Source organism: Mesorhizobium sp. P2_B5, assembly GCF_056404775.1.
On the sequence record NZ_JBFUDJ010000004.1, the window covers coordinates 277,916 to 291,363 of the forward strand.

The 13,448-nt window shown below is 61.9% G+C and carries 14 protein-coding genes; 8 read left to right on the forward strand and 6 right to left on the reverse strand.

Annotated features, from left to right (window positions below; all coding sequences use genetic code 11):
• Window positions 1-117 precede the first annotated feature (117 nt).
• The gene (locus AC1D1N_RS17035; protein ID WP_436258784.1) at window positions 118-282 is read right to left on the reverse strand and encodes a hypothetical protein; all 165 of its coding nucleotides are present in this window, start codon (window positions 280-282) and stop codon (window positions 118-120) included.
• 116 nt (window positions 283-398) lie between these two features.
• On the opposite strand from AC1D1N_RS17035, the gene AC1D1N_RS17040 reads away from it, so the two are divergent.
• From AC1D1N_RS17040 to AC1D1N_RS17050, 3 genes are all read left to right on the forward strand, one after another.
• Window positions 399-1,373, forward strand: coding sequence for an ABC transporter substrate-binding protein (locus tag AC1D1N_RS17040; protein ID WP_477349853.1), 975 nt, complete (start codon window positions 399-401; stop codon window positions 1,371-1,373).
• Window positions 1,374-1,445: 72 nt separating this feature from the next.
• Entirely contained in the window at window positions 1,446-2,525 is a 1,080-nt protein-coding gene (locus AC1D1N_RS17045; RefSeq protein WP_477349855.1) for a quaternary amine ABC transporter ATP-binding protein, read from the forward strand.
• A complete protein-coding gene (locus tag AC1D1N_RS17050; RefSeq protein ID WP_477349857.1) occupies window positions 2,522-4,501 on the forward strand; it encodes an ABC transporter permease in 1,980 nt (659 codons plus the stop codon). Before AC1D1N_RS17045 ends, AC1D1N_RS17050 begins: the two co-directional genes overlap by 4 nt.
• A 17-nt stretch (window positions 4,502-4,518) precedes the next feature.
• On the opposite strand, the gene AC1D1N_RS17055 is transcribed toward AC1D1N_RS17050, so the two are convergent.
• On the reverse strand, window positions 4,519-5,877 hold the full coding sequence (locus AC1D1N_RS17055) for an NAD(P)-binding domain-containing protein (RefSeq protein WP_477349859.1): 1,359 nt from the start codon (window positions 5,875-5,877) through the stop codon (window positions 4,519-4,521).
• A gap of 291 nt (window positions 5,878-6,168) precedes the next feature.
• Here AC1D1N_RS17055 and AC1D1N_RS17060 point away from each other — a divergent pair, with 291 nt between their 5' ends.
• A complete protein-coding gene (locus AC1D1N_RS17060; protein ID WP_477342200.1) occupies window positions 6,169-6,888 on the forward strand; it encodes a helix-turn-helix domain-containing protein in 720 nt (239 codons plus the stop codon).
• Window positions 6,889-7,049: 161 nt separating this feature from the next.
• Here AC1D1N_RS17060 and AC1D1N_RS17065 read toward each other — a convergent pair whose 3' ends face one another.
• The 4 genes from AC1D1N_RS17065 to AC1D1N_RS17080 are packed head-to-tail and all read right to left on the reverse strand — an operon-like array spanning window position 7,050 to window position 10,832.
• On the reverse strand, window positions 7,050-8,090 hold the full coding sequence (locus AC1D1N_RS17065) for a heme-dependent oxidative N-demethylase family protein (RefSeq protein ID WP_477349861.1): 1,041 nt from the start codon (window positions 8,088-8,090) through the stop codon (window positions 7,050-7,052).
• Window positions 8,091-8,099: 9 nt separating this feature from the next.
• Window positions 8,100-9,065 carry a PDR/VanB family oxidoreductase gene (locus tag AC1D1N_RS17070; protein ID WP_477349863.1) on the reverse strand — a complete coding sequence of 322 codons (966 nt, stop codon included), beginning with the start codon at window positions 9,063-9,065 and terminating at the stop codon, window positions 8,100-8,102.
• Window positions 9,062-9,658 carry a dimethylamine monooxygenase subunit DmmA family protein gene (locus AC1D1N_RS17075; RefSeq protein WP_477349865.1) on the reverse strand — a complete coding sequence of 199 codons (597 nt, stop codon included), beginning with the start codon at window positions 9,656-9,658 and terminating at the stop codon, window positions 9,062-9,064. The genes AC1D1N_RS17070 and AC1D1N_RS17075 overlap by 4 nt, the downstream gene beginning before the upstream one ends.
• 40 nt (window positions 9,659-9,698) lie before the next feature.
• Window positions 9,699-10,832 carry an aminomethyl transferase family protein gene (locus tag AC1D1N_RS17080; RefSeq protein ID WP_477349867.1) on the reverse strand — a complete coding sequence of 378 codons (1,134 nt, stop codon included), beginning with the start codon at window positions 10,830-10,832 and terminating at the stop codon, window positions 9,699-9,701.
• Window positions 10,833-11,118: 286 nt separating this feature from the next.
• On the opposite strand from AC1D1N_RS17080, the gene AC1D1N_RS17085 reads away from it, so the two are divergent.
• From AC1D1N_RS17085 to AC1D1N_RS17100, 4 genes are read left to right on the forward strand one after another with little or no spacing between them, the layout of a single operon-like run.
• The gene (locus tag AC1D1N_RS17085) at window positions 11,119-11,406 is read left to right on the forward strand and encodes a hypothetical protein (protein WP_352584414.1); all 288 of its coding nucleotides are present in this window, start codon (window positions 11,119-11,121) and stop codon (window positions 11,404-11,406) included.
• Window positions 11,407-11,433: 27 nt separating this feature from the next.
• Window positions 11,434-11,811, forward strand: coding sequence for a hypothetical protein (locus AC1D1N_RS17090; RefSeq protein ID WP_023668545.1), 378 nt, complete (start codon window positions 11,434-11,436; stop codon window positions 11,809-11,811).
• 23 nt (window positions 11,812-11,834) lie between these two features.
• Window positions 11,835-11,996, forward strand: coding sequence for a hypothetical protein (locus tag AC1D1N_RS17095; protein WP_477343593.1), 162 nt, complete (start codon window positions 11,835-11,837; stop codon window positions 11,994-11,996).
• 9 nt (window positions 11,997-12,005) lie between these two features.
• Window positions 12,006-13,409, forward strand: a complete 1,404-nt coding sequence (locus tag AC1D1N_RS17100; protein ID WP_112565763.1) for an APC family permease — start codon at window positions 12,006-12,008, stop codon at window positions 13,407-13,409.
• The last annotated feature ends 39 nt before the right edge of the window (window positions 13,410-13,448 follow it).

The following is a 13,448-nucleotide window of genomic DNA, read 5'->3' on the forward strand; positions in this document are numbered from 1 at the left end:
GACCAGTCTGAAATTCCGCAGTGCACGAGCCGTCAGCCGTTGCGCCGCATGAACGTTGGTATATATAATTTCATCCCATGAAACGGCCTTGGTGGGGATGGGGCTCGCCGGCCGAGATCATGGGACCTTGATGGCTCTGAAGTCACAGAGCGCCGCCGGAGCGGCGATCGATTCGTTGACGATTGCTCGCGCAGCAATCCATGCGATGCCATGACGCGGGCCTATCCAGCACCATACCACCACCAGATTGAGCACCATCTCGCCTGCGCCGGTTGCGGCCATGGAGATGGTATGGCGCGAACGAGCTTGCGTAACGACCCGCCTTTCCAACACAATCAAGAAAAGACGCAAGAAGGGAACGACTAAGAACTTCCACATGGTTTGACAGGAGAACAAGCATGTCATTTCGCAGTGTGATTTCGAGACTATCAATGGGAGCCTTCGCACTTGCCTCGGCAAGTGCACTGACACCGGCGGCGCAAGCGGCCGCGCCTGAATCCAACGACCCGATCAAGATCGCGCTGTTCGACTGGACCAGCGTCAACCTCAACGCCAAGATCCTTGGCGGCGTTTTGGAAAAACTCGGCTACACCGTCGAATATCCGACCGCCGACTACCTCTCCAGCCTGACCACCGGCCTCACCAATGGCGATATCGATGTCGGCCTGGAATTCTGGGACACGACGGCCGGCGAAGCTATGAAGGCCTCCGACGCCACCGGCCAGACCGAGCGGCTCGGCAAGCTCGGACCGAAGGCCAAGGAAGAATGGTGGTTTCCCGAATACATGAAGGAGAAATGCCCGGGCCTGCCGAATTGGGAAGCGCTGAAGGACCCGAAATGCGCCGAGGCCTTTTCGACAGCCGAGACCGCACCGAAGGGACGCTATCTCGGCGGCCCGGTGACCTGGGAAGGCTTTGACGACGAGCGCGTCGAGGCGCTGAAGCTGCCCTTCACCGTCATCCATGCCGGCACCGACGCGGCGATGTTCGCCGAACTGGACTCGGCCTATCAGCGCAAGGCGCCGATCATGCTGTGGATCTATTCGCCGCACTGGGCGCCGGCCAAGTACAAGGGCGAATGGTTGCAATTCCCCGAACACACGCCGGAGTGCTACACCGACCCGAAATGGGGCACCAACCCCGACGCCAAATATGATTGCGGCAAGCCGCATGGCGAGATCTGGAAATACTCCTGGTCGGGCATGAAGGACAAATGGCCGGTCGCCTACAAAGTGGCCAAGGCTTACACGGTCGACACCGACGAGCTCAACAAGATGAGCGGCGAGATCGACCTCGGCGGCAAGACACCTGAAGAAGTCGCCGCCGCCTGGATCGCCGCCCATGAGGCCGACTGGAAAGCCTGGGCGCAGTGATCGTTCCGACTGGAAGCCAGACCCGGCCGTAGCGGCCGGGTCTATTTCCCTATTTTCCAGAAGGACCATTGGATGACGGAAGCGACTGAACCGCAGGCAGTTGGCACGCCAAAGGATGCGCGGCCGATAAAGCTTGCCTGCCGCAATGTCTGGAAGTTGTTCGGATCGAACGCTGCGAACTTCATTCGCGAGCGCGACGGCAAGGCCAGCATGGCCGACGTCGCTGCCGCCGGACTGGTCGGCGCGGTCCGCGCCGTCGATCTCGAAATACGCCAGGGCGAGATCTTCATCATCATGGGCCTGTCGGGCTCCGGCAAATCGACGCTGGTGCGCTGCATGTCCAGGCTGGTCGAGCCGACCCACGGCAAGGTCGAGTTCGAAGGCAACGATCTCCTAAAGATTTCCGACGCGGCGTTGATTGAACTCCGGCGCCACCGCATGGGCATGGTGTTCCAGAATTTTGCGCTCTTGCCGCATCTCAACGTACTGGAGAACATCGCTTTCCCCTTGAGCATCCAGGGCCAGGACAGGCCGACGCGGGAAGCTCGGGCGCGCGAGGTGATCGAGCTTGTCGGCCTGCGCGGACGCGAGCATTTTTATCCGCGCGAGCTTTCCGGCGGCCAACAGCAGCGCGTCGGCATTGCCCGCAGTCTCGCGACCAAGCCGGAGATCTGGTTTCTCGACGAACCGTTCTCGGCGCTCGACCCGCTGATCCGCCGCGAGATGCAGGATGAGCTGATGCGGCTGCAAACCATGCTGCACAAGACCATCGTCTTCATCACCCATGATTTCGACGAGGCGATCAGGCTGGCCGACCGCATAGCCATCATGAAGGATGGCGAGGTCATCCAGATCGGCACGCCTGAACAGCTCGTGGTCAATCCGGCGACCGACTATGTCGCCGAATTCACCCGCGACGTCGACCGCGCCAAGGTGATTTCGGCGCGCAGCCTGATGCGCGCCTGCGATGGCTCGGAGCATGGCGGCACGGTTTCGCCCGATGCCAAGATCGCCAGTTTCTCGGCCAGCATCGTTGGCTCGGGAAAACCGTTCGCCGTGGTCAACGGCACCGGCAAGCCAATCGGCGAAGTGACGCCGCAAGCGGTGATCGGGCTGCTGGCCGGTCTGGACAAACCGAGAGCCGGCGCATGACGGTAACGGCAAGCGCCAGCGAAACGAGGCCGCCGGTTCAGCGCTGGCTGCTGGTCTGGGCACTGGCACTTGCCGCCGTGCTGGTGGTGGTCCTGCAGCAGGACCGGCTGCCCTGGGCGGTCAATTATCCGGCCGAGGCGGTTGTCCCGGTCGCCGACTGGGTCAGCGCGCTGATGCGCTGGATCAAGTCGAACTTGTCGTGGCTGACCCGCTCGATCACCGCGGTGCTCGGCGTTCCCCTCGATTTCGCGCTCAATCTGCTCGCCAAGAGCTTCAAGATCGGCCACGGCGCCGACGCCTATGTGCTGCCGCGCCTGTCATGGGTCGGTGTCTGCGCTGTCGCCTTCATCGCAGGGCATGCCGTGGGTGGGCGGAAACTCGGCCTGCTGGTCGGCGGCTGTTTTCTCTACATCGCTCTGTTCGGCCAGTGGACCAGCGCCATGCTGACGCTGGCGCTGATTTCCATCGCGGTGCCGTTCTGCATCGTCACCGGCTTGTTTGCCGGCATCTGGGCGTGGCGCAAGCCATGGGCCGAGAGGCTGATCGTCTCCCCTGCCCTTGATCTGATGCAGACCATCCCGACCTTTGCATACCTCATCCCGATGCTGCTCCTGTTCGGCAATAGCCCGGTGTCGGCGATGATCGCCACCGCCATTTTTGCCACGCCGCCGATGGTGCGGGCGACGATGCTGGGTCTGTCGCGCGTGCCGTCCGAGATCGATGATTTCAGTGAGATGGCCGGTTGCACGGCGCAGCAGAAATTGTGGCGGGTGCTGCTGCCCTCGGCGCGGCCGACGCTGATGGTCGGCGTCAACCAGGTGATCATGCTGGCGCTGAATATGGTCATCATCGCCTCGATGATCGGCGCCGGCGGCCTCGGCTACGACGTGCTGCTCGCGCTGCGCGCGCTGAAGGTCGGCGAAGCGATGGAAGCCGGCCTTGCCATCGTGGCTTTGGCTATCGCGCTCGACCGGCTGAGCCAGGCCATCGCCCACAAGCAGGCGAAAGGCCAGACGCATCAGGCGGTGAGCCCGGTCTTCTGGCGGCGCTATCCCCATCTGACGCTGGCGCTCGCCATCCTTGCCGTCACCACGCTGCTCAGTCTCTATGTGCCAGCCTTCGCGGCGGTGCCGAAGGCGATCACCTTCACCACCGCGCCTTTGTGGAAGGCGGCGGTGAACTGGGTGACGATCAACTTCTTCGACGTAATCGAAGCGTTTCGCGTCGCACTGATCCTCAATGTGCTGAACCCGCTGCGCGCCTTCTGCGAAGGCTTTCCGTGGCTGGGTGCTGTGGCGCTGCTCGGCCTCGCCGGCTATCAGCTCGGCGGCCTGCGGCTGGCGGCACTGGTTGCTGCGCTGACCGCTTTCTGCGCCATCGCCGGTCTCTGGGAAAAGACCATGGCGACGGTCTATCTCTGCGGCATCTCGGCCTTCATCGCTTGCCTGATCGGCATTCCGATTGGCCTGATGGCGGCGCGCAGCGACCGTTTCGAAAAGATCGCCACGCCCATCATCGATACGCTGCAGGTGCTGCCGTCCTTCTGCTTCATCATTCCGGTGGTGATGCTGTTTCGGGTCGGCGACGTCACCGCCATGATCGCAACGGTCGCCTTCGCCGTGGTGCCGGCAATCCGCTACACCAATCACGGCATCCGCCAGGTGCCGCCGGCATTGATCGAGGCGGCCAAGGTTTCGGGCTGCACGCCGCGCCAGACCTTCTTTCGCGTGCAACTGCCGCTGGCGCTTCCCGAGATCATGCTCGGCGTCAACCAGACGATCCTGATGGCACTGGCGATGATCATCATCTGCGCCATGGTCGGCACGCGCGATCTCGGCCAGGAGGTGTTCATCGCGCTGTCGAAGGCCGATTCCGGCCGTGGCATTGTCGCCGGTCTCGCCATCGCCTTCATCGGCATCGTCGCCGACCGGCTGTTCAACGCCTGGACGGCGAAGGCGCGGGCGAGGCTGGGCTAGGCAGGACGATACCGCGGCTACTCGGCCGCCACACCTTTCACCTCGAGATAGCTCTCCATGGAATCGTCCAGCGCCTGCAGCCAGGGCGTATGATGCAGCGGCGCCATGGTGCCGGTCATCAGCGAGCGGTAGGCGTGGTCGCGGAAGCTCATAATGTCTTCCGCCTTGTGGTGCTCCCATTCCATGAAGGTCTGGTTGACAGCCTCGACGTCGAAGCCGGGATAGTCGGTCTGGTCCATCAATTCCTTAGTGTAGTCTCCCTGGAACCAGATCATCTGTTCGGCGTCTTCCAGCATCTCCTCGCGCGCACGCCATTTGGCGCCGTGCTCGGCCATCGCCTGCACCGACGGCAACTTAATGCGGCCCATGATGACGTCGCGGGCGAACCAGGCCTGCGCGTCGAACATGTTGAAAGTGTAGAACTGGTCCTGCATGCCGATATAGGACAGCTTCGGGTTCTTCTCCCAGACGACGCCCTCATAGAGGTCGAGCGGCCACATGCGGTTGGCGGTCTTCAGCTTGAGGTCGTCGGTGAGGAAGGGGAAGGAATGCAGATAGCCGGTGCACAGGATGATGGCGTCCACATCCTTGGTGGTGCCGTCCTTGAAGTGGGCGGTCTTGCCGACGACCTTTTGCAGCAGCGGCACCTCCTTCCAGTTCTCCGGCCATTTGAAGCCCATCGGCTTGGAGCGGTAGCTGGAGGTGATCGATTTGGCGCCGTATTTGTAGCATTGCGAGCCGATGTCCTCGGCCGAGTAAGAGCGGCCGATGATCAGGATATCCTTGCCCTTGAACTCCATGGCGTCGCGGAAATCATGGCTGTGCAGGATGCGGCCGTTGAAGGTCGAGAAGCCCTCGAAATAGGGCACGTTCGGCACGGAGAAGTGGCCGGACGCGACGACGACATTGTCGAACTCCTCGGAGTAGGTGACGTCGTTGGTGCGGTCATGCGCGGTGACGGTGAATTTCTTCGTCACATCCGAGAAGGTCACCATGCGCACCGGGCTGTTGAAGCGCACCCATTTGCGCAGGCCCGATTTCTCGACGCGGCCCTTGATGTAGTCCCACAAAACGGCGCGCGGCGGATAGGAGCCGATCGGGCGGCCGAAATGCTCTTCGAATGTGTAGTCGGCGAATTCCAGGCATTCCTTCGGTCCGTTCGACCAGAGGTAGCGGTACATCGAGCCGTGGACGGGATCGCCGTGTTCGTCGAGGCCGGTGCGCCAGGTGTAGTTCCACAGGCCGCCCCAGTCCGACTGCTTTTCGAAGCAGACGATTTCAGGAATGGTGGCGCCCTTGTCTTCGGCCGATTTGAAGGCCCTGAGCTGGGCCAGGCCGGATGGCCCGGCTCCAATGACGGCAACGCGAGTGTTCATGGCAGGCCTCCCGGTCTCATTTCAACTTTGACGCAATTCCTGTGGGAAAACCGTTTCACGCTTTTCCCAGGATTGCTCTTACGAAACAAATTTCACTCACAGTGACAGTAATTGCCCCTTCGATGCTGTCAACAGGGCTTGTGGCGAAACCGCGTTTCGTCCCAGCGGATTTTCGGCAAAAACCGATGGCAGCGCGACTTAAAGGGCTTGCTGTCGCGGTTGCGTTTCTGTATCGGCAGCGAATATGTTCACCTTGAGTGAAATAAATCTGCGATTCTTGGGAGCGGCGACATGGCGAAGACAGCATCCGATCTCAAGCCCGGCGCCGGTCCGGCCAAGGCCAAGCCGTTGCCGAAGGTCTCGGGGGACGGGAAGACCATCCGCACGCCGCTGACGCAGAACCCGCACGCCATCCGCGACACGCGCGAGAAGGTGCTGGAGGTGGCGATCGGCCGCGAGGTGCGCGCTTTCCGCAAGAAGCTCGGCATCACTGTCGCCGATCTCGCCGTTGCCACCGACATTTCGCTGGGCATGCTGTCGAAGATCGAAAACGGCATCACCTCGCCGTCGCTGACGACGCTGCAGGCGCTGTCCAGAGCGCTTGGCGTTCCCGTCACCGCCTTCTTCCGCCGCTTCGAGGAAGAGCGCAGCGCCGTCTTCGTCAAAGCCGGCGAAGGCCTCGATGTCGAGCGCCGTGGCACGCGCGCCGGCCACCAGTACAATCTCTTGGGGCATATCGGCTCCAACACCAGCGGCGTCGTCGTCGAGCCCTATCTGATCACGCTGACCGAGGATTCGGACGTGTTCCCGACCTTCCAGCATGAAGGCATGGAGTTCCTCTACATGCTGGAGGGTGAAGTGGTTTACCGCCACGGCAGCAACCTCTATCCGATGAAGCCGGGCGACAGCCTGTTCTTCGACGCCGACGCGCCGCATGGACCGGAGCAGCTGACAAAGCTGCCGATGCGGTATTTGTCGATTATTTGCTATCCGCAGAACAGCGCGGGGTAGAATTTAGCTCAGGTTCCTCGCCCCCACAAAAGTGGGGGAGAGGTGGCTCGGCGAAGCCGAGACGGAGAGGGGGAGCGCCCTACGAAGGCCCCCTCTCCGTCCGCTTCGCGGACACCTCTCCCCCGCCTCCGGCGGGGGCGAGGAACCCAAGTCTTTGACCGTCAATCCGGCCCAAACCCCGGGCTCGTCGCGCTGCCATCATCCAGCTTCGACAGCCATTCCACCAGCGTCGGCCTGTACCGCGTCAGGCCCTTGTAGGTGGCGAGCTCTTCCGGCAGGTCGCGGATGACGCGGTGCAGGCGCCGCGCCCATTTCGGCTGCGTCACCAGCTCGTCCATCTTGATGAGGTAGCAGCGGATCGGGAAGACGATGCCGTTCGAACGCGGCAGGCGCCAGAAGCTCTGCAATTCGACGCGCAGATGCACCTTGTCGCCGACATTCTCTGGCGTCACCGTCGCGCGGTCCGGTCCCCATTTGTGATAGTTTTCCGGGCTGGTGTCGAGGCGCGGATTGATGGTCATCGTCCAGTTCAGCCGCCGCGCCGGCTTGCCCTGCTGGATGTTGGTGAGAAACTTCAGCGCCCTAACGAAAATACCCTTCTCATGGGCCAGCGGCACCGGCGCGTGCCATTCGAAGAAGTTCATGCCGATGTCGAAATCGAGCGACCAGTCGGCCTGGGTGGTGACCATGCCGGCGTCCATCCACAGATTGCCGTCGCGCTGGTCGAGGATGCAGAAATCGCCCTGGCTCTGGCGGGTGATGTATTCCATCGGCCCGTAAGGCAGCGTCGAGGTGTCGCCGAAGGTGAAGGTGTCGTCGATGCCGAGCGGCCGGTTGATCCAGCGCCAGCGGTCGCCGTCGCGCTCAAGCGTGAAATGCTCGGGGTAGCCCAGCGCCTGCTGCTCCATCAGGAGTTCGAGCAGGTCCCAGCCGGCCAGCGTCATATGCGGCAGCGACTGACAGCGCAGCGGATCCTCGGCCAGCACCAAAGCGCGGTCCTGCATCTCGGCGACATAGTGCTCGTCGACGTCGATCAGGTTTTCCAGCACTGAGCCTTTGGGACCGACGACATGCGGCTCGATATTGACCGCATACATGTAGCTGTCTTCGTGGAACGGAAACGGAAACCGCCTGATGTGCTCCGGGCTGTTCTTGAAGGTGAAATCGTCGCGGAACGTTTCCTTGCGAAAGGTGATGCCCAAGCTCGCCTCCTATCTTTCCAGGACCAAAGACTTGCCTTCGAAGCGCGACACGCACGGCATGATCTTGCAGCCGGAACGGTGGTCTTCCTCGCTCAGCCAGTGGTCGTTGTGGATGAACTTGCCGTCATACGAGATGACATTGGTCTCGCATTGGCCGCAGACGCCGCCACGGCAGAGATAGGGCGGATCGACGCTGGCGGCTTCGATCGCTTCGAGCAGGCTCTGCTGCTCGCCGACGCGGATAGTCTTGCCGCTGACGGCAAGTGTGACGTCGAACGGCAGGCCGGGTTGGGGTGCCGCGAAATGTTCGTAATGCACGGTCTCCGGCGGCCAGCCCAGTTCTGCCGCGCGCTCGCGCACCCAGTTGATCATGCCGGCCGGGCCGCAGACATAGAGATGGGTGCCGAGCGGTTGCGACGACAACAGCCGGTCGAGTTCGATTCGCTGGTCCAGATCGTCGTGGTAGAGCCGGATGCGGCGGCCATAGCGTTCCTGCAGGACATCGGCATAGGTGCCGAGCGACGCGGTGCGGCACGTATAGTGTAACTCGAAATTGCCGCCGGAGCCCGCGAGCTGCGCGGTCTGCGCCATGAACGGTGTGATGCCGATGCCGCCGGCCAGCATCAGATGCTTCTTCGCCCTGAGATCGAGAGAGAACAGATTGACGGGGTAGCTGACCACCATCTCCTGGCCCGGCTTGACCGACCTGTGCATGAACAGAGAGCCGCCGCGGCCGACATCGTCGCGGCGCACCGAGATGGTGTATTCGCGCGTGTCGAGCGGAGAGCCCATCAGCGAATAGGGGTTGAGCCTGGTGAGGTCGCCATCGCGCATCTCGACCACGACGTGGGCGCCGCCGGAGAACGTCGGCAACAGCTCGCCGTCGCGGCGGCGGAAATGGAAGCGGGTGACCAGATCGTTGACCGGAACGACGTCGCTGACGACGACATCGAGCTTGGTGGTGCCGGTGCTCATGGGAAGGCCTCCTCTTTGGGAGGAATCTCCGAGCGATCCTCGGCATTGATGCAGACGCCCTGGAAGGCGGCGAGGCGCCTGGAATAGTGATCGCGCACCAGAAGCAGCAGGCCGCAATGCGCGCAGGTTGCCGGCTGCGTCGTCACGTTTTCGGTGATGCCCTTGCAGTGCACGCATTGCATGCGTCGCGCCAGCGAGCCGCGATGCTCGGTCTGCATCGAGGTGTGGTCGATACCGGCTTCGAGCGCCACCTGCATGGCCTGGCCGATCAGACCTTCGGTGCCGGCGAGATAGAGGCGCAGGCCCATATGGGCGTTGGCCAGCGTCTGCTTCAGCCGCGGCAGCAGGCTGGCGAAGGACGGCGCGACGTGAAACTGCGCCGGCTTCAGGGTTTCGAGCGCGGCAATGTGCTTGCCGTCAGGTCCCGGAATGAAGACGATCTCGGCGCCGTCGAAGAAACCGGGCGGGGCCGTCCTTGCCATATCAACGATCGCCAGCGCGCCTTCCGCATCCGCCAGAAAAAGATGATGCTTGCCGGGCTGCGGAGACAGGGTTCCGTAGATGGGCCGGCTGATGATCGTCTTGGCTGCCATTCTCTCTGTGTGCCCTAAATCCCTCGCTGTCGATTGTGCCTCAACCCTTGGCGGTGCGCTTGGTCTTTTTGGGATCGTCGAAGGGCAGCGGCTGCGCCGTCGCCTTGATCGAACCGCTCTTGTTGCGGATCTCGAGCTTGGTGTCCTTGACCGCGCAGTCGACATCGAGGCGAGCGATGCCCATCGATTTTTTGACCAGCGGCGAATACATGGCGCAGGTCACCACGCCGACCTTTTTGCCGTCGCGATAGACCGGCGCACCCTCGTCCGCTGGCTCCTTGCCGTCGAGCAGAACGCCATAGATCTTGAAGCGTTCCTTGCCTTTCAGCCGATAATGCTCCTCCGCGCCGCGGAAGCCGGTTTTCCCCGGACTGACGGTGAAGTCGAGGCCGAGCTCCCACAGTGTGTCGCCGGGGCCTTCGTTCTCGAACGGATATTTCTGCGAATTGTCGTAGGGGTAGAACAGCAAATAGCTTTCGACGCGCAGCATATCGAGCGTGGTGAAGCGGCACGGAATGATGCCGGCGCTCTTGCCTTCGTCGAGGATCCTGTCCCAGATCGTGCCGGCATCCTGGCCGCGGCAGAAGATTTCGTAGCCGCGCTCGCCGGTATAGCCGGTGCGCGAGATCATCACCGGGAAACCGAAGAGCTGCGTCTGCATGTGATGGAAGTAGTTGAGATCGCGGATGCCCGGCACATGCTTTGAGAGGTAATCGACCGCGGTCGGCCCTTGCAGCGACAGATCATGCAGATTGTCGTCGAAGCGCAGCGACACGTCGCGGCCCATTGCGGCGCGCTGCAGTTCCTCATGGCCGGTGCCGGAGCCGTGCACCACCATCCAGCTGTTCGGGCCGGTGCGGTAGAGGATGCAGTCGTCGGTGAATTTTCCGGCCTCGTTCAGCATGCAGGCATAGGCCGACTTGCCGGGATAGATCTTTTCGACATCGCGCGTCGTGGCGAGATCGATGAGGTGTGAGGCATGCGGGCCGGTGATGTGGACCTTCTTCAGGCCCGACACATCCATCAGCCCGGCCTTCGTGCGGATCGCGGTGTATTCCTCGTCGGCGTCCTTGTCGTAGGTCCAGGCGGTACCCATGCCGCTCCAGTCTTCGAGCTTCGAGCCGAGCGCGCGATGGCGATCCGCCAGGGTCGAAAATCTCCAGGATGCCGTCATCCGCTAATCCTCCGTTCGAAAATTCAATTGTGTTCCCTGCCCCCTGCGCTGCGGCGGGAGCTTTGAGCGAATATTGATCGCAAACGTTCGGGCGCCGCAATACCCGTAAGCAAATAATTTCATTGTCAGGCAAAATTTGCCACGCCAAATGACCGGTTAACCAAACGTAAATTCGTCTTGACAATTCCGCAAATCGGATTGAATTTATGAAAAAAATTTCACTCTCTTGAAAGAGGGCAGCGACCGGCCAATTCGGAAGCCGGCGTTGGAATAAAGGGGAAAACCGATGTCAGACCTGCAGCAGCGCATCGAAGCGCTGTACCGTTCCGACGTGCGCGGATCCGCGCTCCTGATCGTCTGCCTGTGGGCGACGATCCTCTTCGTGCTCATCATGACATGGCCCTACATCCCCGACAGCGGGATCAAGATCGTCGTCGCCATCGCGGCGGCCGCCGTGCTGATCTTCAACACGGCCGCCATCCTGGCGATGGTCAATCACTACAAGGAAGACAAGGATTTTATCTACGGTCTCGACATCAAGAACGCCGACGCGGCCCGCAACCGCAAGTCCTGAAAATAGAACGTCCTGAGGGGTAGAGACATGTCGCGCTACACGCCGCCGGAACAAGGCAAGGCCGGGCAGATTTTCGATATCGTCGTCGTCGTCGTCGCCATTTTTGTGGCGCTGTGGCTGCCGCTGAAACTCGGGCTCGCCGGTGCTGCGAAGTCCATCGACGCGCTCGATGCCAAGACCTGGGAGGCCCTCGGGCAGAACCCGACCATGGCCTCGATCTGGGAAAAGCTCGGCTACACGCCCGAGACCGCGCACGACATCATCCAGAACCGCTTCCACTACATCATCGACTGGCCGACGCTGATCATCATGGCGGCGGTGCTGATCGGCTATTTCGTCTTCCTGTTCCGCGCCTCCGACCGCGAATACCGCGACGTCATCAACGAAAAATTCGACGACAAATAACGCCAGAGATTTGGGGAAGCACCATGTGGACGGCTCTGTCTTATGCATGCTGGGGCATCTCGGTCGTGCTTGCGCTGTGGATGCTCTACGACTGGTTCAAGATCGACACGACCTACTCCGAGGAGGTGCTGACCTCCTCGCGCGAAGGCGAGCTTGAAGCCGTTTCCGAAAAGCATCGGGTCTAGGGGAAAACAATGGCGGTCGCGGCTGAAACGATAATTACGGCAATCCACGGCGACAGGGTTTCGCTGCTCAGGGTGCTCGGCCCGGCCCATGTCTGGGCGCTCGGCGTCGGCATCGTGTTGGTCGGCGAATTCACTGGCTGGAATTTCTCGGCCGACAAGGGCGGCGCGCTGGCCGCGCTGATCGTCTGCTGGGTGGTCGGGCTCTTGTACACTTCGGTCGCCATGATCGACTCCGAAGTGACCTCCACGGTCGCCGCCGCCGGCGGCCAGTATGCTCAGGCCAAGCACATTGTCGGGCCGCTGATGGCCTTCAACGTCGCGCTGTTCCTGGTCTTTGCCTACACCATGCTGGAGGTCTCGGACGCCATCCTGCTCGGCGACACCATCGTAGCCAAGGCCGGCGTCGAGGGGCTTACCCACAATTCCTTCATTGCCGCCACCATCGTCGTATTGGCATGGCTGAACTATCGCGGCGTGCTGATGACGCTCAACGTCAATTTCGTCATCACCGCCATCGCCTATGTGTCGATCGTCATCCTGTTCTTCTCGGTCAGCCCGTGGACGCAAGGCGCGGTGCTGAAGCTCAACGAGCTGGTCACCCCCGGCAATGCGCTGCCTTACGGCTGGATCGGCGTCATCGCCGCCTTCCAGTTCGGCATCTGGTATTATCTCGGCATCGAAGGCACCACGCAGGCGGCCGAGGAAGTCCGCTCACCGGCGCGCTCGCTGCCCTACGGCACCATGGCCGGCATGATCACGCTGCTGATCGCCGCCGCCATGACCTGGTATGTCTGCGCCTCGCTGATGCCCTGGGAATATCTCGGCATCACCTATTATCCGCTGTGGGACGCCGGCAAGCTGACCGGCAGTGCGCTGCTCGAGAACCTTTTGTTCATCGCCACGCTACTTGCCGCACTCGCCTCGGCCAATGGCTGCATCAACGATGCGGCCCGCGCCTGGTTCTCGCTCGGACGCGACCGCTATCTGCCGACCTGGTTTTCGGCCGTGCACCCGAAATACCGCACGCCCTACCGCTCGATCCTGTTCCTGCTGCCGATCGCGCTGGCCTTCGCCTTCATCGCCGACCTCAACCAGGCGATCACCTTCTCGATCCTGTCTGGCGTGCTGCAATACACCTTCATGAGCATCAACATCATGATGTTCCGCAAGAAGTGGCCGCTGGGCACGATCCGCCGCGGCTATACGCACCCCTTCCATCCGCTGCCGGCGATCGTTTTGTTTTGCCTGTGCGTGGTGACCTTCTTCGCGATCTTCCTCGGCTTCGGCTCGCAGCTGATCGCCATGGTCGCCTTCTACTTCCTGATTTCGCTGTGGTTCCACTTCTACCGCTACCGCTATGTGCGGCGCGGCGACCAGTTCACCATGCCGTGGCCGAAGCCACAGGGTTATTGACAGGAGAGGGCCTGCCGGTTTGGGCAGGCATTGCGTGAC

What these genes read in the sequence shown, in the direction of transcription:
- AC1D1N_RS17035 (WP_436258784.1), bottom strand. Translation starts at nt 282, where the DNA reads ATGGCCGCAACCGGCGCAGGCGAGATGGTGCTCAATCTGGTGGTGGTA.
- AC1D1N_RS17040 (WP_477349853.1), top strand. Translation starts at nt 399, where the DNA reads ATGTCATTTCGCAGTGTGATTTCGAGACTATCAATGGGAGCCTTCGCA.
- AC1D1N_RS17045 (WP_477349855.1), top strand. Translation starts at nt 1,446, where the DNA reads ATGACGGAAGCGACTGAACCGCAGGCAGTTGGCACGCCAAAGGATGCG.
- AC1D1N_RS17050 (WP_477349857.1), top strand. Translation starts at nt 2,522, where the DNA reads ATGACGGTAACGGCAAGCGCCAGCGAAACGAGGCCGCCGGTTCAGCGC.
- AC1D1N_RS17055 (WP_477349859.1), bottom strand. Translation starts at nt 5,877, where the DNA reads ATGAACACTCGCGTTGCCGTCATTGGAGCCGGGCCATCCGGCCTGGCC.
- AC1D1N_RS17060 (WP_477342200.1), top strand. Translation starts at nt 6,169, where the DNA reads ATGGCGAAGACAGCATCCGATCTCAAGCCCGGCGCCGGTCCGGCCAAG.
- AC1D1N_RS17070 (WP_477349863.1), bottom strand. Translation starts at nt 9,065, where the DNA reads ATGAGCACCGGCACCACCAAGCTCGATGTCGTCGTCAGCGACGTCGTT.
- AC1D1N_RS17075 (WP_477349865.1), bottom strand. Translation starts at nt 9,658, where the DNA reads ATGGCAGCCAAGACGATCATCAGCCGGCCCATCTACGGAACCCTGTCT.
- AC1D1N_RS17080 (WP_477349867.1), bottom strand. Translation starts at nt 10,832, where the DNA reads ATGACGGCATCCTGGAGATTTTCGACCCTGGCGGATCGCCATCGCGCG.
- AC1D1N_RS17085 (WP_352584414.1), top strand. Translation starts at nt 11,119, where the DNA reads ATGTCAGACCTGCAGCAGCGCATCGAAGCGCTGTACCGTTCCGACGTG.
- AC1D1N_RS17090 (WP_023668545.1), top strand. Translation starts at nt 11,434, where the DNA reads ATGTCGCGCTACACGCCGCCGGAACAAGGCAAGGCCGGGCAGATTTTC.
- AC1D1N_RS17095 (WP_477343593.1), top strand. Translation starts at nt 11,835, where the DNA reads ATGTGGACGGCTCTGTCTTATGCATGCTGGGGCATCTCGGTCGTGCTT.
- AC1D1N_RS17100 (WP_112565763.1), top strand. Translation starts at nt 12,006, where the DNA reads ATGGCGGTCGCGGCTGAAACGATAATTACGGCAATCCACGGCGACAGG.